This is a genomic window from Hymenobacter psychrophilus (assembly GCF_900107135.1).
Lineage (GTDB): Bacteria > Bacteroidota > Bacteroidia > Cytophagales > Hymenobacteraceae > Hymenobacter > Hymenobacter psychrophilus.
The window spans coordinates 7173-25099 of record NZ_FNOV01000007.1; the positions used below are offsets into that span (position 1 = coordinate 7173).

The 17927-nt window shown below is 58.3% G+C and carries 16 protein-coding genes and 1 tRNA gene; 5 read left to right on the forward strand and 12 right to left on the reverse strand.

The window, feature by feature from the left end; all coding sequences use genetic code 11:
- Positions 1-346 precede the first annotated feature (346 nt).
- Both BLW21_RS11450 and hemW read right to left on the reverse strand, forming a co-directional pair.
- Entirely contained in the window at positions 347-826 is a 480-nt protein-coding gene (locus BLW21_RS11450) for a hypothetical protein (RefSeq protein ID WP_092740129.1), read from the reverse strand.
- Between the two features lie 143 nt (positions 827-969).
- Positions 970-2106, reverse strand: a complete 1137-nt coding sequence (gene hemW, locus BLW21_RS11455; RefSeq protein WP_092740131.1) for a radical SAM family heme chaperone HemW — start codon at positions 2104-2106, stop codon at positions 970-972.
- Between the two features lie 184 nt (positions 2107-2290).
- Between hemW and BLW21_RS11460 the strand changes: the two genes are divergently transcribed.
- Positions 2291-4159 carry a BamA/TamA family outer membrane protein gene (locus BLW21_RS11460; RefSeq protein ID WP_175470942.1) on the forward strand — a complete coding sequence of 623 codons (1869 nt, stop codon included), beginning with the start codon at positions 2291-2293 and terminating at the stop codon, positions 4157-4159.
- Between the two features lie 184 nt (positions 4160-4343).
- Here BLW21_RS11460 and BLW21_RS11465 read toward each other — a convergent pair whose 3' ends face one another.
- Complete coding sequence (locus BLW21_RS11465) at positions 4344-5492, reverse strand: alpha/beta hydrolase (RefSeq protein ID WP_092740134.1); 1149 nt, start codon at positions 5490-5492, stop codon at positions 4344-4346.
- Between the two features lie 227 nt (positions 5493-5719).
- Between BLW21_RS11465 and BLW21_RS11470 the strand changes: the two genes are divergently transcribed.
- Positions 5720-5792 (forward strand) — tRNA-Met (locus BLW21_RS11470).
- Positions 5793-6054: 262 nt separating this feature from the next.
- The gene (locus BLW21_RS11475; RefSeq protein WP_139255186.1) at positions 6055-6348 is read left to right on the forward strand and encodes a helix-turn-helix domain-containing protein; all 294 of its coding nucleotides are present in this window, start codon (positions 6055-6057) and stop codon (positions 6346-6348) included.
- A gap of 60 nt (positions 6349-6408) precedes the next feature.
- On the opposite strand, the gene BLW21_RS11480 is transcribed toward BLW21_RS11475, so the two are convergent.
- From BLW21_RS11480 to BLW21_RS11500, 5 genes are all read right to left on the reverse strand, one after another.
- Complete coding sequence (locus tag BLW21_RS11480) at positions 6409-7224, reverse strand: hypothetical protein (protein WP_092740136.1); 816 nt, start codon at positions 7222-7224, stop codon at positions 6409-6411.
- A gap of 11 nt (positions 7225-7235) precedes the next feature.
- Positions 7236-7730, reverse strand: a complete 495-nt coding sequence (locus BLW21_RS11485) for a hypothetical protein (protein WP_139255187.1) — start codon at positions 7728-7730, stop codon at positions 7236-7238.
- A gap of 91 nt (positions 7731-7821) precedes the next feature.
- A complete protein-coding gene (locus BLW21_RS11490) occupies positions 7822-9027 on the reverse strand; it encodes a hypothetical protein (protein ID WP_092740139.1) in 1206 nt (401 codons plus the stop codon).
- Between the two features lie 609 nt (positions 9028-9636).
- The gene (locus BLW21_RS11495) at positions 9637-10518 is read right to left on the reverse strand and encodes an alpha/beta hydrolase family protein (protein WP_092740141.1); all 882 of its coding nucleotides are present in this window, start codon (positions 10516-10518) and stop codon (positions 9637-9639) included.
- Positions 10519-10911: 393 nt separating this feature from the next.
- Positions 10912-11394, reverse strand: coding sequence for a GAF domain-containing protein (locus tag BLW21_RS11500; RefSeq protein WP_092740142.1), 483 nt, complete (start codon positions 11392-11394; stop codon positions 10912-10914).
- A gap of 317 nt (positions 11395-11711) precedes the next feature.
- Between BLW21_RS11500 and BLW21_RS11505 the strand changes: the two genes are divergently transcribed.
- Both BLW21_RS11505 and BLW21_RS11510 read left to right on the forward strand, forming a co-directional pair.
- On the forward strand, positions 11712-12242 hold the full coding sequence (locus tag BLW21_RS11505) for a dihydrofolate reductase family protein (protein ID WP_092740144.1): 531 nt from the start codon (positions 11712-11714) through the stop codon (positions 12240-12242).
- 66 nt (positions 12243-12308) lie between these two features.
- Entirely contained in the window at positions 12309-13214 is a 906-nt protein-coding gene (locus BLW21_RS11510; RefSeq protein ID WP_092740146.1) for a carboxypeptidase-like regulatory domain-containing protein, read from the forward strand.
- A gap of 142 nt (positions 13215-13356) precedes the next feature.
- Here the strand turns inward: BLW21_RS11510 and BLW21_RS11515 are convergent, their stop codons facing one another.
- From BLW21_RS11515 to BLW21_RS11530, 4 genes are all read right to left on the reverse strand, one after another.
- The gene (locus BLW21_RS11515) at positions 13357-14037 is read right to left on the reverse strand and encodes a phosphatidylserine decarboxylase family protein (RefSeq protein WP_092740148.1); all 681 of its coding nucleotides are present in this window, start codon (positions 14035-14037) and stop codon (positions 13357-13359) included.
- A 290-nt stretch (positions 14038-14327) separates the two neighbouring features.
- Entirely contained in the window at positions 14328-15623 is a 1296-nt protein-coding gene (locus BLW21_RS11520) for a Glu/Leu/Phe/Val family dehydrogenase (protein WP_092740149.1), read from the reverse strand.
- Between the two features lie 145 nt (positions 15624-15768).
- Positions 15769-16647 carry a phosphatidate cytidylyltransferase gene (locus tag BLW21_RS11525; RefSeq protein WP_092740151.1) on the reverse strand — a complete coding sequence of 293 codons (879 nt, stop codon included), beginning with the start codon at positions 16645-16647 and terminating at the stop codon, positions 15769-15771.
- A 198-nt stretch (positions 16648-16845) separates the two neighbouring features.
- Complete coding sequence (locus BLW21_RS11530; RefSeq protein WP_092740153.1) at positions 16846-17892, reverse strand: CPBP family intramembrane glutamic endopeptidase; 1047 nt, start codon at positions 17890-17892, stop codon at positions 16846-16848.
- Positions 17893-17927: the final 35 nt, after the last annotated feature.

The following is a 17927-nucleotide window of genomic DNA, read 5'->3' on the forward strand; positions in this document are numbered from 1 at the left end:
CCTCTTCCCATTCCGAACAGAGTCGTTAAGCCCCGGAGCGCCTATGGTACTGCCTTCATCGGTGGGAGAGTCGGTCGCCGCCAACCTTATCAAGCTTGCTGCCCCGCAGCGTCCTATGCCTTACCGGGCGGGATGCGCGGGGCAGCTCGCGTTTATAGCCGGCTCTAGCGCCTTGCCAGGCGGGCTGCGCGCTCTATGCCGCGCGCTTTATACCAGGCTCTGTATAAAGCCAAGAAAGCCCGTTTCCTCAGTGAGGGAAACGGGCTTTCTTGGCTTTGTGGTGATGGATACTACTGTTGTTGCGGCCCCGAGACTACCTCTACCATATCATCGGGCGAAAGGTATTCTACGCCACTCGTAAGAACACGTCCTCCAAGTAGAAGATGTTGTGGGGTTGGCCGGATTCAAACTCGGCGGATTCCTCCTCGTCTGCTTCTACACTTATGTCGAAAGGTTGCTCATCCTCATCTTCCCCGAACAAGTCGTCGGCTGGATAAGTGCAGGAAAGCTTCAGCGCCACGTTGGGCAGTGCAATAGGAGCGCTGGCTTCCGATGTGTATTCAAGCAGACAAGGCCACTCTATTACGGTAGCCAGTGCTTCGGCAACGTCTTCCTGTAGCGCCGAAGAACGGGGGCCAGCTAGGCGCAGAAGCAAGTCGAGTTGCTGGAAGGGCAAGCCGAGGTGGAAGAAGTGCGCGTCGCCGTCGAAATCAGTCGTTGCCCAGATGGTTACGTCATCGGAGTTATCGAAAACGATGGCCGTCAGGTGCACTTGTTCAATGAAAAAATCAGTGTCGTCGGCCAGCGCATCAATCAGTCGTTTCATCTTTATTGGGTTGGCGGAAGAAAGTAACCGCGCATCGTCGCCGGCTATTCTTTTCAAAGAAATAACAAAAGACGCAAAGCGAAGCCAAGGGCCATCCGAAATATCTGGGCAGTCCAACGTATAGCAGCAGGTTATCGTGGGTTTTAGGCTTCCTGAAACAGCGCCAGCGTGATATGGTCGGCTAAGAGCTTGCCGGTATCGGTCAGGCGTAGCCAGCCAGCTTCCAGCGTGGCCAGACCGGTGCTTTGGAGTTGGTCCAAGTAGGGGGCGTGGGCAGCCGCCAAGTTGATGCCCAGCTGCTCGCGTAGGTGACCCAGGTCGCAACCGCGGGCCGTGCGCAGACTGGTCATTAGGTACTCGTTGGCTTGATCCAGCGTACTGAGCACCTCCACGGTGGCCGGTACGGTGGCCTCTTCGAGCACAGCAGTTACGTAGCGCGGGTTGTTAGCCAGCGTGGCGTGACGGCTGGGGCCATTAAAGGAATGGGCGCTGGGGCCTAAGCCCAGATAAGGTACCCCGGCCCAATAAGCCGAGTTGTGGCGCGACTCCCGGCCGGGCCGGCAGAAGTTGCTGATTTCATACTGCTCGTAGCCGTGGTGGGCCATTTCGGCCAACAGCAGTTCAAACTGCCGGGCTACGAACTCATCGGGCGGAGCCAAAAACTTCCCTTTGCGCAATTGGCGGCCAAATACTGTGTCGGGTTCGATGGTGAGGGCGTAACAGGAGAGGTGCGGTACCTGGAGCGCAAACACCGCCGCCATGTCGGCCTCCCAGATGCCGTGGTCAGGTGCGGGTACGCCGTAGATTAGATCTACCGAAATGTTCTCGAATCCTGCGTCCTGAACCCGTCGTATGGCTTCGCCCGACTCCTGAGCAGAGTGCGCCCGGTTCATGAAGCGCAGGTGCGGCTCGTGAAAGCTTTGCAGCCCAATGCTGAGCCGATTGACTGGGGAAGCCGCCAGTTCGCGCACTTTGGCGGGGGTGAGGTCGTCGGGGTTGGCTTCGAGCGTGATTTCTGCACTAGCGGCTACCGAAAATCGGTTGGTAATGGCCGTAAGCAATTGGTCCAACTCGGATGAAGTAAGCAACGAGGGAGTGCCGCCGCCGAAATAAATAGTTTCTATGGTAGTGCCCGGCTCCAAGTAGTCAGCCCGCAGGTCCATTTCAGCTACCAGCGCATCTACCAACCGACTCTTCAGGCTCATGCTGGTACTGAAGTGGAAGTCGCAGTAGTGACAGGCTTGCTTGCAGAAAGGGATGTGAAGGTAGATGCCGGACAAAGCGAAGGGGGCAGCGGGGTGCTATAAGAGGTAGTAAAGGGACTGGTTAAACGTGCGCCCCGATTCGTGCATGAGCTGTGCGGGGCTGTTCAGCCGCTTGACGCTGATGGTGCCTTACACGTTCCGCAGACCAAAAAGTATCTTCGGGAAATTAAACGCGGCAATTCGCGTTGCACTGCTACAAATGTACGCCCGCATCCTTGTTTTCTGGTGGTTACTGCTGAGTGCCGCCGGTTGGGTAGCCGCTCAGGGCAGCACGCCGCTGAACCCGGCTGCCCCGCCGGTTGCGGCCGTGCCCGCCGTGTCCTCGCCGCCCGATTCGGTTCGGAAGGCCATGCCGGTTCTACCCCGCCCGGTGCGGCCCATCGTGCTGCGCTTCGAAACTGAAGCCGCCGACAGAGCCCTATTGCGGTCTTACCGCTACCGTCGGCAGCTGCCTGATTCGCTGGCGGCCTTGCGCGAGGTGCGCACGCTGGTGCTGGCCCTGCAGGCCGATGCTTACCTCACCGCCTCGGCCGATGAGTTGCGCTGGGGCCCGGCCGACACATTGCGTGTCCGCCTGTATGTGGGCGAGCAGTTCCGCTGGGCCCGACTGCGCAACGGCAACCTCGGCGACGCCCTGCTGGTGCGGGCAGGCTTCCGCGAAAAACTCTACCAGCAACAGCCACTACGGCCGCAGGAGTGGGTGAAATTCCAGGAAAATGTGCTCCGTGAGGCCGAAAATCAGGGCTATCCTTTTGCCACTGTGGGTCTCGATTCGATGGCCCTGCATGGAGCCGATATCGAGGGCCGGGTGGTGTTGCGCCGGGGACCGGCTATCGTGTTTGACTCCATTCGGATTATCGGCCAGACCAAAACCAAGGTCCGCTTCCTGAGCCGGTACCTGCAGATAGAGCCTGGCGAGCCGTTCAGCCAGCAGCGTCTGCTGGAGGCCGACCGTCGGTTGCGCCAGCTTCCTTATCTGCAGGTGAAAGCCGCGCCCGAAGTACGCTTCTCCCGGGGCCGGGCACGGGTATATTTTCTGCTCGACGACCGGACGGCCAACCAATTCGACGCCATTGTGGGGGTGTTGCCCAATCCCAACCCAGGTCTGGGGCAGAAGAAAGTACAGATAACCGGCGACGTGACACTAAACCTGCGCAACATCGGGGGGGGCGGCAAGGGGTTGGGCGTGCAGTGGCGCAAGCTCGATGCCACCTCCCAGCTACTCGATGCCCAGTACTTACACCCCACCTTTTTCGGGACTCCGCTCGAAGTCAGTGCTTCGTTCAATCTGCTCAAGCAAGCCGAATTGTTTCTGACGACCCGGCCACGCCTGCAGGTGGCTTATCCCACGGCCCGGGCGGGTCGGCTGGCCGTATTCTTCGAGCAGCGCAACTCCCGCCTGCTCAACCAAGACTCGACTCTGCAGCAAGCCGCCCGCCTGCCCGACAATATCGACTCGCGCTTTGGCTCCTATGGCCTCGACTACACCTGGAACACGCTGGATGACCCGTATTTCCCCAAAAGAGGGCTGCTACTGAGCGGGCAGGCGGCTATTGGTACCAAGCGCCTCAGCCTCAACTCCGACGTGAAGCCCGCGCTATATGAAGGCCTGGCCCTGCGCACCCGCCAAGCGAGCCTAGGCCTGCGGGCCGAGCGCTATTTCCGCCTGGGGCGGGCCGGGGTGCTACTTACGCGGGTGCGGGGCGAGGCGCTACTCAACGACCGGCTCTTCCTCAACGACCTGTTTCGACTGGGCGGGCTGGCTACCCTGCGCGGTTTCAACGAGTTAAATTTCTATGCCAGCCAGTATGCAGTAGGCACGGCCGAGTTCCGCCAATTCACTGGTCCCGATACCTATCTGTTCGTGTTTGCCGACCAAGCGTATCTGCGCCGCGCCCTGCCCAACGACCCTTATCCGCGCGACACGCCCACCGGCCTGGGCGCGGGCCTGAGCTTCCGCACTGGGGCCGGCCAGTTCCAGTTCGTGTACGCCCTGGGCCGCAGCCAGCAGCAGCGCTTCGGGTTGAGTTCCGGCAAAATCCACTTCGGCATCACGAGCCGGTTTTGAGTTGGAAAATGCCGCCGCGTGGTGGGCAGAGCGAAGAAAACTATCCTGTATGCAAGCCAATCTGCTGGCAGACAAAAAGCCCCCAACGTGCATACGTTGGGGGCTTTTTACTCTTAGAGAGTCGGGCTACGGGCAGAAAAAACTACTTTGCTCCGTTTGCCATAATAGGCCTTTACCCTAGGTGCTATTTCAACGCGTTCTTCAATTCGTTGGCCGCCAGATTTTCGGCTTCTTCAGCTTGCGGAACCACGGCGCCCATGCCGAAGAACTCGTGCGTTACGTTAGGGTAGAGCTTGTAGGTAACGGGTACGCCGGCAGCTTGGAGCTTATCGGCATACGTTTTACCCTCGCTCATCAGCGGGTCAATTTCGGCCCCGATAACGGTAGCGGGCGGCAGGTTTTTCAGGTTAGGCGCGTTTACCAGGTCAATCATCGGGTTCTTGCCATCGGCGGGGCTGCGCAGGTAATTGGTGAAGAACCAGCCCATAAAGTCTTTGTAAAGAGGCTTCGATTTGGTGTGCTGCTGATACGACGGCGTGTTCATGTCGTAGCCGGCAATGGGGTACACCAGCACCTGATGTTTGGGCGCCTGTATGCCTTTGTCGCGGGCCATAATGCTGACAGCAGCGGCCAAGCCACCCCCGGCGCTTTCCCCGGCCACGGCTACCCGCGCAGGGTCACCGTTGAAGGAGGCGGCGTTTTTCAGCACCCATTGGTAAGCGGCAAACGAATCGTCGTGGGCGGCCGGAAACTTGTTCTCCGGACCCTGCCGGTAGGCTACACCCACCAGAATAGCGTTGGTTTTAGCCGCCAGTGCTCGTTGCGAGGCATCGTAGGTGTCGAGGTTGGCAATAACCCAGCCGCCGCCATGGTAATACACGATAACCGGCAATGGCCCCGTTGCGCCCTGGGGCGTGTAAATCCGAACCTTCAGGCCTGGCGATACCATTTTGCTCATGGTATCTACGTTGGCGTAGGGAGCCGGAATGTTATATTTCTGCATCACGGCCATCATGGCTTCCTTGAAGGAAGGCGCCTTTCGTACCTCAGCCGGCGTAAGCTTATGGGGCGGGGTCGGACCGCTGAGGCTGTCGAGCTTCTCGATAACGGCCAGCATCTCCGGGGCAATATTCGGGGCCCAGTCGGGTGCGGGACCGGTGGGCTTTACGTTGGCCATCGCGCCCCCGTCAGTAGCGGGCATCGTGGTGTCCATCGTGCCAGGGTCGGTAACGGCAGTTTCGGTGTTTTGGTTGGTGTTGCAGGAAGCCAGGCCCAGGCCGGCCAATAGCAGCGGCGCCAGTAACCGCCGATAAGGGTGCGCGGATGCATTCATTAGGATTTGATTTGGAATGAATAGGGAAAAAGTGCTAATTCGATAGTACGCAGATTCTCCCCCACAGTGCGTCTTATCCCCAAATCCTACACGTGATCGAGTTTATAGGCTACCTAGTCAAACTTTTTTGTCCCTGATACTCAATCGGAATGAGCTTCCGGCGCGCTATTTCGGCTTTGAAGTAACGCATTCTTAAAAAACCCTGCTACATTTGTATTACCAAACAGTGCGGGGTGGAGCAGTTGGTAGCTCGTTGGGCTCATAACCCAAAGGTCACTGGTTCGAGTCCAGTCCCCGCTACCTACAAAACCCGGAAGTTGCTCACAATGAGCAGCTTCCGGGTTTTTCGTTTTTGGTTTACACAGTTACTACACAGTTAGCCAGACTAAGGGGTAGCAAATCGGGTTATTTCCTGGCATTTCCACTGGGACCATGCGCGAGGGTGCGTCAGGTGACTTCCAGGGAATGAAGCCTGTTGAGGTGAGTCAGTCTGGAACATGGGTAACAATAGCTACCCCCAGACCTTACCTTAGTATTACTCACCTCCTGACCTGTTTTACCCGTGGAAGTCGTTGTTCTCTCTCCTGCTCAACTAGAAAATATCATCAACCGGGCCGTGGCTGCTGCTTTGGAATCAACCGCTGCTGCTGCTACCTCATCTGCCAAAGCCGCCGCTAACCTGCTGACCATACGGGAAACAGCGAAGCGCCTGCATAAGTCGGAAAAAACTATACGGGAATATATTAAGCTCGGCGTACTGCCCGCCGTCAATGCCAACCGTGGCACTACGCTACGGCCTAGCTACTCGGTACTCGAAGCCGACGTTAACGCCTACGTAAAGCGCCTGCGGGCTTAGGTGGTGCTAATAAAAAGAGGGGCCGTTAAGCCCCTCGTCGTGATACGGAATTGCTTTTTACTATTCCTGGGCACACATGTTCATAGTGAATGCGCGACCACCACCGGTGTTTTTCATCTGGCCCACGTAGCAATTGCCTTCTGCTACTAGCTCACAGGTGGCCGTTGCTTTGCCATCGGTGTACTCGGTTAGCATGATAGAACCGTCGCCCTCATCCATGCGGCCTTTCAGCGTGTACAGCTGTTTACGCCCTGGATATGAATAGGTACCATCAATGCGTTGGTCTTCATGTAGCACCAGGGTGTAGTTGGCCGACAATTTGCCCACTTTGCCTTGAAAGGCGGTCGTCTCGCCAAATTCGCCGAATAAGTTTGGGACGTATTTGCTCCGAACGATTTCGTTATCGTCGTTGGATTCCTCAACACCAGACGCCGCTATTGGTGCCGAAGCTTCTGCTTTCAGGGTTTTGGGTTCTTCCGTTTCAATTGTAGCCGGAGCGTTTTCCACGTACTCATATTCGCTCGGTTCAGCAGTTGTATAGGACTTCTCCGTTACGCTACTCGTTCCCACGCCTGAGGAATTACTTCCTCCTTTCCGCTCACCATAGTACACTACGCTTACTGTGTAGTGGTCAGGTAGATCATGGTTCGAAAATTCGCGTTGACGCACGAATTCACTGATTTTGCTTTGCCATGCATCCTCAGAGCCAAAATCTGATAAACAAAAATCCATGTCAGCCTGATATGGGCTGGTGGATTTTACTGTCGCGCATTCCGAATTCGAAGACGTTTTGACTACGGCCGGGCCATTGAACAGGCGGTTAATGGAGCCTACAATAACTATCAGAAATATGAACAGGTAGAAAGCGTTTCTCATCCGGCTAAAGCTTACAGAGTAAAGTCAATAGTGGCGGATAGCTGCCCGTCAGCACTAAAAGCTGTTTTGTTATTCAGAAGCACCTTTTTTACCTCCTGCCCATCTACCTCTATTGAGGCTTCGATTGTGGAAGCATCTTCCAAGCGGTTGCTGTTGCTACTTTTCACATTTGAGCAGCCAACAGTTACCGATATTTTATCTCCTGGACGTCCAATGGATTCGGCAGGATACCACCCCTGTTCTGAAACGTTCACCCCGCTGCTGAACTGCCTATCTTCGGTGGTCGTCGTCGCTCCCTTAGGGGTTTCCTTAACAGTCATGTAACCACCCACGTTAACGCTACGGTTATTTCGGGCAGTCAAGCTAAATGCCTTAAATGATACTGCAACCTCTTTTTTTGGAGTTTCCGGGTCGTCTTTTTTGTCTCCGCAGGCGGTGAAGGCCAACGTGAGAGCTGTTAATGATAGGCAAACCAAGTGAGCGAACAGAGTAGTACGTTTTTGCATAGTAAGTATGAGTTTGCCGTGAAGGTATTGCAGCATAACCCATACTTCCCAATGCTGATACTGTTTTGCTAGAAAATTTGGCAATTAGCCTTTACTGTGCGTAGGGTAAACCTATTTTGTTAACTACTGAGGTCCCTACGCGTCCACACTCACCACCCATTGGTACATACAGGTGGCTTACGGCTTTCGTACGCTGGGCAACACCGGTGTATGGGTAGCCCTTGTAATCCAACGCATACGCCTCAATCAAGTGCGGCCATGTGGTGCCTTTTGGCGGGGGCTGCTGAATAAACTCCCGGACGTAGGCGGCAGTAGTTTCCGACCCCGTTTCAATCCAGGTGTGGACTGCTTCACGTAGTGCTCCGCGCTTCTTTAGTTTCCGCTGGTCCTGCTGAACGCCGCGCACCACTTTTTGCAAATCCTGGGGCGTCAGGTCGTCCACGTTAAGCAGGCACACCGTAGCGTATTGAAGGTTACGGTGCTTGTCGCGCTGGGGCTGTTCCAGGTCACGGAAGGAAAGCACGTCCCGCATAGCGTGGGCATAGATGGTAACCAGCTTTTCCGGTGACGACAAATCCTCAGGCATCACGTTAAAAAGCCGTAGCCAGTGGTTAGCTAGCCTCACCTCCCACCGCTCCACGGTACAGGCAGTATTGAGACCATTTAGGCGGTGCCACTCAGTAATGTAGTGCTTGCCGTTTTTCTCTATTTCCTGCGTCTTATCGTAACCGACAACCTGCTTACCGTTACCACGGGGGCCACGGGCGGGCTTTCCAAACTCATAACCACCGTAGCCGCTGGTCTTCGCTGTGAGTTGCGGAAGTACCGCCCGATAACGCGGAGCTTCGTCACGGCGCTTTGCAAGGCTGCTGTCATGAAAGACACCATCAACCAGTTTTAGCAGTTCTACATTGAAGTCCAGGGCTATTTCACAGTAGGAAATGCACCGGAGTTGAAGCCCCAGCGTATCCCGGAGCAGCAGGTAGTAATGATACCAGCCCGTGCGAGTGTAGAACAGCCAGTTAGCGAAGGTGAAGCTAATTAGTCCGGCCTCTTCCGCACAAACCCCTTTTGGGTCGGTGCGCAACGTGCCAATTTCCTGCTCGTCAGCATACACCGTGAAACCATACCGAAAGGTGCCAGAACCTGGTTGCCGGGAAAGGGAAATAGGTTGTAGGGTGAGATCATCTGCCAGCCGGTAGTTCTTTCCGATTAGCAGGTACTGACTTTTGATAAAAGCAGCGGTCAAAGTGGGCGTTTGGGCGTCGTTTTCTAGGCTCAGAGTCAGGGCGTCCAAGGTGAGGGTGAAAGGCTCTGCCCGTAGAGGAACAGAGGAAAGCGTATTTAACACTATACACTAAGGTACTAAGGCCGGGCGGGAACCCGGCTTTTTCAGTTATTCGGCTTTTAAGAGCCGTGAAGCGGTGTAGGCTTCCAGGTAGCGGCGGAGTACCGCCGAAAGGGTTTCATTGCGCCGGTAGGCGGTCCGGTGTGCTTCAATAAGCAACTCTTGCGTCAGGCGGAAATGAAGTTTGGTCTAAGTGGTGTTGGCTAGGGCGGCAAACCCGATAACGGCCACGACTAGCAGCGTCACCAGCAGCGTCACCAGCAGCGCGTATACCCGCAACTACTTGCGCTGGTGCTCGATGATGGTGATTTTTCAGCTCTCAATCAGCAACGAGACGTGGCTGATTGAGAGCTGCCGCTGCCGGGCCTTATAGAAAGACGCTTCCTGCCGCGCGGCTTTAATATACGTGTAGGCATTATTTAGCTTACCGCGCTGGTTGGCAATCGTTGGAAAGCTGAAACATGGGCACCTTTTCCTTGGTGGCTGTAAGAGTACCGAATAGCTGCAGGAGGCCGCCATCTATGTACACGCTAACTGCCGCCAGTGTCCCAACGTCGCCTATCCTACTGTTCGCCGCAGAAACGCTAGTACCTCCTCGTATAGCACCTCGTGGAAACGGACCCGGTCGAAGCCGGGCGGATCTTGGGACGGTGGAAACGCCGGGCTCACGCGGGCAGGCGGGAACGGGCTCAGAAAAGAATAGTGACCTGCGTTTTCGATAAGCCGGAAATCCAATTGGTCGGGGTCGGGCACGCCGCGGCGGATAATTTCGGCGTGGGCCGGGGGTAGGAATTCGTCCTGCCCGCTCACCACCAGCAGAATGGGCAGCCGGACGTTGGCCAGCGCCCCGGCCGGGGCAAACCACGGCACGGCCGGGGCTAGCAGTATCAGCGCACGCACCTGGGCATTGGCGGCCGGCACCGGAATAGCATGTGTCACTCCGTCGGGGCTGTCTACGGGACGGCTCCAGGGCTGCCCGCCGGCTAGGGCCAGCGACGTATAAGCCCCTAGTGAGTGGCCGATGAGTGCCACCGCTTGGGAACGGAGGGCTGGGGCTAGTGCCGCATTGGCCAGTAGAACCTCCAGCGCAAGTTGCAGGTGGTGCGGCCGGGCGACTAGGTTCTGGCGGGTATTGGCCCAGGCGTTGTCGTCGCGGTTGTTGTGCGGGTGCTCGGGCATGCCCACCACATAGCCCTGCCGGGCTAGGAAGAGGGCTAGGTTGCGGTGAACCAGCCCCGAGCTGCCGGTACCGTGCGAGAGCAGTACCACCGGCCACGGCCCGGCCGCCACTGGGGCTGCCACGGCCACCACAAGCTGGTACAGGCCCACTGAGGTGGGCTGGCCGGGCGTGGCAGTGGGGTAGAAAACGTTCAAAGGAAACGTCAGATCCAGTCCCGGATCGGCCACCGGTAGGGCGCGGTAGCCAGCAGCGTAAGGCATGGTGAGGCTGGTTATTTTCGCCGACAAACGCTATTGGCGAACATGTATACCTGTTTCGGGCACGCCGGTCCGCCCCAGCCAAGTCCGGCCGGCTATTACTGCCAGCCCCGCACTGTTATGGCCGCCTTCAAGGCTTTCGTTGACAACGCGCCAGATGCTGCCGTACAGAAAGACCTGAATGCTACTAAGGTCCCGCGCAGTTGCTCCTAGCTGTTGTGCGGCTCTTTCAGCGTGGCCGAAGGTTGGGGCGTGCTGGATTTCCAGCAACAAAGCAGCGAATGAGTGCTTTGGAGAATAAGTAAACTGTTCTGTCAGGGCGAACGGTGCGAAGCAAGCCGCTCAGCCTCTGCCCAAACCCGACCGGTGTAGAAGCCCCTGCCGCCCTCATTCACCTTAGAACCAGCCGGCGGCCAGCTGCATGAGTTGCTCCAGGGCCTGCTGGTCGGTGGCGTCGAAGTCGTTGAGTTGGTCGCTGTCGACGTCGAGGACGGCGACGACCTGGCCATTTTTGAGGATGGGAACCACGATTTCCGACTTGGAATCGGAGCTACACGCAATGTGGCCGGGGAACTGTTCCACATCGGGCACGAGCAGCGTAGCCGCCTGCGTCCAACTGCTGCCGCACACGCCCTTGCCCCGCCCGATACGGGTACAGGCAATAGGGCCCTGGAATGGGCCCAGCACCAGCTCATCATCTTTTACCAGGTAGAAGCCGACCCAGAAAAAACCAAAGGCCTGCCGGAGCGCGGCGGCGGTATTGGCCAGGTTGGCCACCAGATCGGGCTCGCCGGTAGTCAGCGCATCCAGTTGGGGCAGGAGCTGGCGGTATTGTTCAGCCTTGCTAAGGGTGATATCGAGCAACAGTTCTTCGGCCATGCGAAAGGGACGGGAGGTAAGAGGTGACAGGCCGGGTTGCTGGCCGGGCACCGGGATGGTGCAGGTGCAAAGATAATGCACGCGGCCGCGGCCAAGCGCCGCATGATCTTGGAAGCAACTACCGAATCTCGGCTGAAAAATGGAAATTAGCCTAACGGTAGAAGTCAGGGTGGCTGTTTGCGCCGCCACACTGCCAAAATTTTACGACCCGGTAGTTACTGGCGCCGTATCAACTACCAAGCCGGCTCCCCACAGCCGGCCGCCGCCCGCTGCCTGTTTCCGCTCCTCATCCACAACCAAATCCCACCCTTAACTGAATGCGTAAAGTTGTACTCTACATCGCCACCAGCCTCGATGGCTATATTGCCTCGCCCGACGGCTCGGTGGAGTGGTTGCCCAAAGCCGGCCTGACTGATTATGGCTACGCCGAATTTCTGAACGGCGCCGACACCACCCTGCTGGGCCGCGCCACCTATGAGCAGGTGCTCGATTCCGGACCCTGGCCATATGCCCAGTTCACCAATTATGTGTTCAGCCGCCAGCCCCCGGCTCTGGAGGCCCACGCTTCGGTGCAATTCGTTTCCGAGGAGCCGGTAGCTTTCGTGCGGGCATTGCGTCAGCAGCCCGGCCGTACCATCTGGCTTATTGGGGGCAGTACGCTGGCTTCGCCGTTGCTCACGGCCGGTTTGGTCGATGAGTTGATGCTGCTGGTGGTGCCCCGCGTGCTGGGTTCGGGCATTTCGCTCTGGCGCCATCAGGCGCAGCCGCAGACGTTGCAAATGCTGCGCACCCAAACCTGGCCCGACGGGACGGTGCTGCTGCACTATCAACTGCCCAAAAAAGATTGATTCCGCATCAACCCAACAAACGATAAAACCGGCTAGCTTCACGGCTCCAGCCGGTTTTTCGTTTCTATGCCTCTCAGGTTACACGCTTTACTCGCCGCCGCTCTGCTCGTGGCCGCGGCCCAACCCTTGTACGCGCAGCGCACCCTCATCGGCACCGTGCAGGATGAGCGGGGAGCGGCCGTGCCATTCGCCGTGCTGGAGCTGCCGGCCCAAAAGCTCGGCGTGCAGGCCGACGACGAGGGCCGCTTTTCCTTCCCGCTCCCCGCCAGCCTCGCGCCCACCGATTCGCTGAGCGTGTCGGCGCTGGGCTACGCACGGCGGCGCGTGCCGGTACCAGCCGGGGCTACTGCTACGTTGCAGCTGGCCGCGCTGCCCGTGTCGCTGAACGAGGTGGTGGTAAGGGGTACGCGGGCTGCGCCGGTGGTATTGGGTGCGGAGGAGGTAGATGAGATAAGGAGCTACGGCCAGTCAGGACTCAGTGAAGAGAAGAATACGGGCTGGCAGATAGCATACTTGGTTGATGCCCCGCCCGCAGGCTACATCGAGGAAGTTCGGTTCTATGTGCGTAAGAAAGAACGCGGAAAATGCTCGGAGGGTACCCAGGCGCCTTTTCGGGTACGCTTGTACGCGCCGGATAGCCTTACGGGTGTGCCCGGCGCCGATATATTGCTGATTTCCGTACTAACTGCCGCTACCAAACCCGGCTGGCACACGGTAGACGTACGCCGCTTCAACATCAAGGCCCCCAGTCAGGGCTTTTTTGTGGCCATGGAATGGGTTTATACTGATGCTAAGTATCTGTGCGTGCAAGCAACGAATAGGCCTAGTAGTAAGGGGAAATTTATAACGTTTTATGGCCAATCCTTGGGTTGCGCGCCATCAAATGGGCACACGTTTAATTATAGAGCCGGCTGGGGCTGGCAGAAAAGCACGTTCGGTGACGCCGCCATTCAGGCAGTTATCCAGCCATAAATTTCAAAAAAACCTCTTTAAACCAGTAGCGGTGATCCCCAGGTTGGGAGCCACCGCTACTGGTTTTATACTATAATGGACAAGGCCGTTTTTGCTCAAAAGCTTCCCCATTCAAACAAAAGAGTCAGTTAAATCCAGCCTGCTAAAACAGGCTTGGTGGTGGGGTTTTGAGCTGGGCAATGACGGTCTGGCCCCCTTTTACCTTCTCGCCGATCTGCACCTTTATTTCTGTGTCGAGGGGCACGAAGATGTCGACCCGCGAGCCAAACTTGATGAAGCCGAACTCCTCGCCCTGGCTTACCTCATCGCCTTCGTTCACGTACCATACAATGCGGCGGGCCATGGCGCCGGCAATCTGGCGGAACAGCACCAGCGGGCCGGCTTCCGACTCCACGACCACCGTGGTGCGCTCGTTTTTGGTGCTGCTTTTAGGGTGCCAGGCTACCAGGTAGTTGCCAGGGTGGTACTTGAAGTAGCGCACAACGCCCGAAATGGGGTTGCGGGTGATGTGCACGTTAATTGGCGACATGAAAATGCTGATCTGCATGCGCATATCGTCGAAGTACTCGGGCTCCTGTACGTTCTCAATTACCACCACCTTGCCGTCGGCAGGAGCGATAATCAGGTCTTCGTGCGTGAAGAGGCGACGGGCCGGGCTGCGGAAAAACTGCAGCAGAATCAGGAACATGATAACCGAGATGCCCGCAAACACTTTGTTGAAGCCGCTATTATCAGCGTTGTAGCGGAAAAGCAGCAGGTTCACGGCCAGCAGCGCCAGCAGCGTAAAAAACAGAATCCGTCGTCCTTCCTTGTGGATTTTCATAAATCACTGATGATGCAGGTGTTGGGGTGTCGCAGATGTGGGCGGCTCCTGGAGGTAACGTTGAGCGGGCAGTTAGGATGTCGGGCTGCAGAGGTTCACCCCAAATAAATGGTAGCGCGAAGCCACGGATTGCGGCCTCAAGCCAACCAGTTTACGCGAAGATAGCCCGAACCAGCGGCTCGGGCTATCCGAAAACAAATATACGGGCGCCGGACTAATGCTGCGTCGGGGCGCCCGGAACGGCTGGCGCAACCGCGCCGCCTGGCCGGCAGCAGCAGCAAAGCGGTGTTTTAGTAGCCGCCGCGGAACTTGTAGGTCTGGGCGACTTTATCGATGGCCACCACATACGCGGCGATGCGCATGGGCACGTCGTACTTGCGGCTGGTCTGGTACACCTTCTCGAAGGCGTCGTTCATGATGCGGTCGGCGCGGTCGGTTACCATCTTTTCGCTCCACTTGAAGCCCTGCTTGTTCTGCACCCATTCGAAGTAGGAGACTGTAACGCCGCCCGAGTTGGCCAGAATGTCGGGCACCACCATAATACCCTTCTCATTGATGATGGGGTCGGCGGAAGCGGAAGTGGGGCCATTGGCGCCTTCCACAATCAGCTTCGCCTTGATGTTGTGGGCGTTGTGCTCGGTAATAACGTCTTCAACGGCAGCTGGTACGAGCACGTCCACGTCGGTCGTGAGCAGGTCGTCGGCATTTTCGAGCATCGTAGCGCCCTGGAAGCCGTCGAGGCGGCCGGCATGGGCATTTTTGTAGGCTATAGCCTCATCAATGTCGATGCCGTTATCGTTCCAGTAAGCGCCGCTCACGTCGGAAAGACCTTTGATTTTTACGCCCTTCTCGCTCAGCAGCTTGGCCGCCCACGAGCCCACGTTGCCGAAGCCCTGCACCGCTGCCGACACATTGTGCGGGTCGAGGTCGAGCGTTTTGAGGGCCGCCATCGTGGCTACCATCACGCCGCGGCCAGTGGCCTCGGTGCGGCCCAGCGAGCCGCCCATCACCAGGGGCTTGCCCGTTACCACAGCCGGCGAGGTGCCGCCCACGGTCTTCGAGAACTCATCCATCAGCCAGGCCATCTCGCGCGGGCCCGTGCCCATGTCGGGGGCCGGAATGTCGCGGTCGGGACCGAATACGTCCTTCATGGCCAGCGTGTAGCCGCGGGTGAGGCGCTCAATTTCGCCGGCGCTCATTTTGGTTGGCTCGCAGATGATACCGCCTTTGGCCCCGCCGTACGGAATGTCGACCACGGCACACTTCCAGGTCATCCAGGCGGCCAGGGCCTTCACCTCGTCGAGGTGCACGTTCTTGTCGTAGCGGATGCCACCCTTGCTGGGCCCCAGAATGGTGTTGTGGATAACGCGGTAACCCTCGAACACGCGCACCTTGCCGTTGTCCATCGTAACGGGAATGTGCACAATGACCTGCTTGTCGGCCGCCTTGAGCACTTCGTACGTTTCTTCGTCGAGACCGAGAATTTCGGCCGCCACGTTGAAGCGCGACATCATCGATTCGAGGGGGTTTTCGGCATCAACGCGCGGCGCCGGCTCTTTGTACTTGTAGACCGTGGTAGCAGCCATACGGGTGGGGGTTGGGTGGGGGAAATAAGGTAGCGGCCCCGAAAAAACGGAGCCGCGGGTGGAATTCGCAGGCAAAGGTAGGCCTTTACTTTGGAGTGAAGCAGTGGTCAGTAAAGCAAAGCTTTCGCCTCAGCTTACGACCTGACTACGAGCCAAAAACAAGCTGCAAAACGGCCAGCACGGGCAGAATAAACAGGAAGGCATCGAACCGGTCGAGCAGGCCGCCGTGACCAGGCATAATGCGGCCCGAATCCTTCACGCCCACGCTGCGCTTGAGCATCGACTCGGCTAAATCGCCCAGCGGGCCGAATACGGCCACTACGCCGGCCACCACCAGGCGGTAGGCCAGCGAAAGTTCGGGCAGCAACCAGCCCAGGGCGGCGCCCACCAGCAGCGTAAACACGAAGCCGCCCACGGCCCCCTCCCAGGTTTTGCCGGGCGAGATTTTTGGGGCCAGCTTGTGCTTGCCCAAGGTTTTGCCGGCCGCGTAGGCCCCGATATCGGACGCCCAGACTAGAAACAGCAGCGCGAATACGCGGCGGTAGTCGTAGCCCCCCGGCCCGCTGAAGGCCAGTACCGTGAGCAGGCTCATGGGCAGGCTCACGTAGAGTAAACCGAGCAATGCCACGCCCACATTGGAGAACGGTGCGAAGGGCTGGTTGGGGCGGGGCCAGGAATACATTTCGCGCAGAATCAGCAGCACCGGCAGTAGCACAATCAGGCCAATGGCCGAGTTGCGCAGGTAGCCCAGGTCGGCCACGGGCAGCGGTACGGCCGCGTTGGTAAGCGTCCGGAAACCGGTGAGGGCAGCTATGCTGGCAAACAGCAGCAGGCTGATGGCCACGCCCAGCATGGCGGCCGGCTTGTAGCCCGCCTGGCGCATCATGCGGTAAAACTCGATGAGCATGCGCGCCTGTACCAGGGCAAAGAGCAGGGCAAAAGTCCAGGCGCTCAGCCACACGCTGCCCAGCAGCAGCGCGGCCCCCAGCAGACCAAAAATAATGCGCTGGCTTAAGTTGGACATCGGGGCTTTAGCGGCTTCAGACAATGGTTTTGAGCTTTTGGCTACAGCCCTTAGCTGGTAGCTTTTCGTGGAAGCAAGGGATAGGTATCGGCGGGTCAATTTCCGCACAAAATCCGAAAGTGGACTCTCGGCACCGGCAAGTAGAATCTGGGCCCGCGAGCGAGCTGCCAACAGGTGCTGGCTGACGGCTTAGAAAGGCTACGCTCTCGTCGTGTCGATGCCGTCGTGGCTGAGGGTGCGGCCGGGCGGAACCGGGGCATCGGCGGTGTGCACGGCCACGCCGCGGCGGCCCAGCGTGTGCATTTGGGTGGGTGGCCCATCGTCGAAGGGACGCTGCATGCGCTGGTAGAGGTACCAGAGCAACCCGGCGCACACCAGTACCGAGGCCAGCACCCAGTACCAGGGCAGCGCTTCGGTCGAGTCGGGGTCGAAATCGGTGGCCGACCACTCGCGCTGCCGGGCGTAGAGCAGCACCAGCTGAAAGGCGTTCTGGGCAAAGTGGGCCGCCATGGGCACCAGAATATTGCCGCTCCACTCATATAGATAGCCCAGCAACAGCCCCAGCACGAAACGTGGAAAAAAGCCCAGAAACTGGAAGTGGATGGCGCTGAAAATGGCCGCCGCCAGCCAGATGCCCACGTGCCGGGAGCCGCTCCACTGCACGAGGTTGCGCTGAATAACACCCCGGAAAAACAGCTCCTCGCTAACGGCTGGCACCACCCCAATAACGAGCAGCGCCGCCACAAAGCGGGCCGGCGACGAGAAGTTAGTCAGGTATTTGATGGTACTCTGGGCAGTTTCTTCGGCTTGGCGGGCCAGCTCCTCCCAGTGGGCCAGGGCCGCGGGTAGGTGCAGCTTGGCGTTCCAGGCAATGAGCACCGACATGGCCGGCAGGCTGGCCACAATCAGTACGCCCGCCAGCAGCAGCCAGCCCAGCGGTACCCAGCGGCGGGGGGCAAAGTAGTCGGGCAGCTCGTAGCCCGTGAGCTTGGCCAGCGCCACGGCGGCCCCCCCGAAGCCGCCGAGCAGCAGCAGGCCCTGGCTGAGCATCGAAATTTCCCAGCCGTTGGCGTAGTTGCTGGGCTGCTGCTGCACGTTGCCGAGCGCCATGAGGCCCACGCCATACAGCAGGTTGCTGGCAATGGCAATCAGCAGCATGCTCAGGCAGGCAGTGGCCACCAGCAGCACCAGCAGCAGTGCCAGGTTGGCCAGCGGGTGCAGCCGGCTCGAAACGAAACCTTTCATGGTAGGGGCAGGGTTGGAGTTTGAGAAGACCAGGG